Genomic DNA, 2,292 nt, shown 5'->3' with positions numbered 1-2,292 from the left:
CGCGTGCGAATGGTGCGCAACAGGTTGCAGAAGAATCGAAGAGGGTTTCGGAACAAGCGCTTAGCGAAGTGACGAAAACAGTTCAAACAGCGACAACAGCGCTTACGACGTCTCATGAAGCGAAGGAAGAAGCTAAAGCAGCGACGACAACGGCTAGCCTTGCGAAAGAGACAGCGGATACAGCCAATGGCTTAGCAGAAGAAGCCAAGAATACTTCTGATGCAGCGAAGCGCATGGCAGAAGAGACAAAAGCAGCAGTCGATAGAGCTACAGGGGAAATCAATAGTACGAAAGGTTCATTGGCTACGGCATTGCAAAGTTTTGTAGAGGTCAAGCAGGCAAGTGAGAACGCCGTCCATGTCTCGACAGAAGCAAAGAGATTAGCCGATGAATCGAAGACCATTGCAACGCGTGCAGAACAAACAGCAAGAGAAGCTTCACAAACAGCAACAGAGACGACGCAAGTAGCAGCGACGGCGGTAGCAACGTGTCATGAAGTTAAGACTGTAGCCATGCAAGCAAGTCTAAAGGCAGATGGAGCCAAACAGGCAGCCGATGATGCCAAGGATATTGCAGAACAATCAAAAGAGTTATCAGAAGGTGCGACATCTTCTGTTAGAGAACTCACAAAAACAGCGTCTCAAGTACAAACGGCAGTAGAGAAGGCATTAACGGAGTCAAGAGAATCCAAACAGATAGCAGAGTCATCTAAGACACTCTCAGAAGAAGCCAAACAACTTGCAACAGAAGCCCAAAATGCCTCTACCAATGCGCTTACAGAAGCGAATGCAGCGAAGGATAAAGCATCTACAGCGCTTACCTTAGTCAATGATGTCAAGAATATTTCTGAAGAAGTGAAAGGTATTGCAGAAACGGCATTATCGACCGCTACCACAGCTAAACAGGCTGGTGATGAGATCGGGCAAAAAGCTTTAGAAGCGTTAACGAAGTCGAGTGAAGCTAAGAGTTTAGCGGAAACAGCTCATAGCACAGCAGTAAGTTCACAGCAGACAGCCGCTGATGCAAAAGCTAAAGCCGAAAGTGTAGAGACAGTTGCGAATGCAGCGAAGAGCACAGCAGAAGAAGCCAAGAGTGCAGCAGATAGTGCAATAGCGAAAGCGGAGCAAGCCCAACAGAGCACAACAGAAGCCTCTAGAATAGCTTTGGAAGCGAAAGCGGTAGCAGAGTCTGCGGTGCGTTCAGGAGAGACGGCAGGGCAGGTGAGTGGGGAAGCGGTGAAGGGCATAGCACAAGAGGCGAAGCGTAAAGCGGATGAAGCTGAAAAAATAGCACAAGAAGCCAAACAGACAGCAGGTTATGCCAAACATGATGCGGAGCAAGCGCGTAGTGAGGTGGAAAATGCAAAAAGCACAGCGAATGCAGCGTGGAATAAAGCCCACAAAGCGAATGAAACAGCAGATAGTGCTAAGCTTACAGCAAGTTTAGCAGAAACGGCAGGCGAAGAAGCCAAGAAAATAGCGGAGAAAGCCAATAACTACGCGTATGAAGCAAAAGATGAAGCCGGAAAAGCCAAGGAAATAGCCAATAGTGCAAAATATGCAGCAGGAGAGGCGCAAAAGGCAGCTGAAACAGCGGGTAAAAAAGCCGCGTCTTTAGAAGCAGCCGCAGAAGAAGCACAAAAAATAGCTAAAGAAGCCAAACAGACAGCAGGTTATGCTAACCATGATGCGGAGCAAGCGCGTAGTGAGGTGGAAAAAGTAAAAAGCACAGCGAATGAAGCGTGGAGTAAAGCTTACGACGCGAATGAAGCAGCCAATAACGCTAAGACTATAGCAAGATTAGCAGAAATGGCAGGTGAAGAAGCCAAAAAAATAGCAGAGAAAGCCGATGACCGAGCGTATGAAGCCAAGAATGAAGTAGAAAAAGCCAAGGAAATAGCGAGTAATGCAAAATATATAGCAGGAGAGGCGCAGAGGGCAGCCGAAACAGCGGGTAAGAAAGCCGCGTCTTTAGAAGAAGAAGCAGAAGAGGCACAAAAAATAGCCAAGGAAGCCAAGGAGTCTGCTGGTTATGCAAGACATGATGCGACGCAAGCGCGCAATCAGGCAGAAAATGCAGAGAAAATAGCCTCGTCTGCGAGGAGTAGGGTTATTGATATCAATCAAGTGGTTGAGAATTTTAAAGCCCCCGTAAGTTTAGCGCGGATGTACTCAGACGAAGCCAAGAAAAAAGCCGAGGCGGCAGATTCACAAGCCTATCAAGCCAAGAGCGAAGCCGAAAAAGCCAAGGAAGTAGCCGATAGAGCGAAAAGGACAGCAGAAGAAGCCAAAA

The 2,292-nt window shown here is 47.7% G+C and carries 1 pseudogene; it reads left to right on the top strand.

The window, feature by feature from the left end:
- A pseudogene (locus ACFIL8_RS08025) lies at positions 1-2,292 on the top strand (hypothetical protein); the annotation flags it as partial.

The organism is Bartonella sp. AP57NXGY (assembly GCF_042195805.1).
Classification (GTDB): Bacteria; Pseudomonadota; Alphaproteobacteria; order Rhizobiales; family Rhizobiaceae; genus Bartonella.
This window is presented reverse-complemented; position numbering and strand designations above follow the sequence as displayed.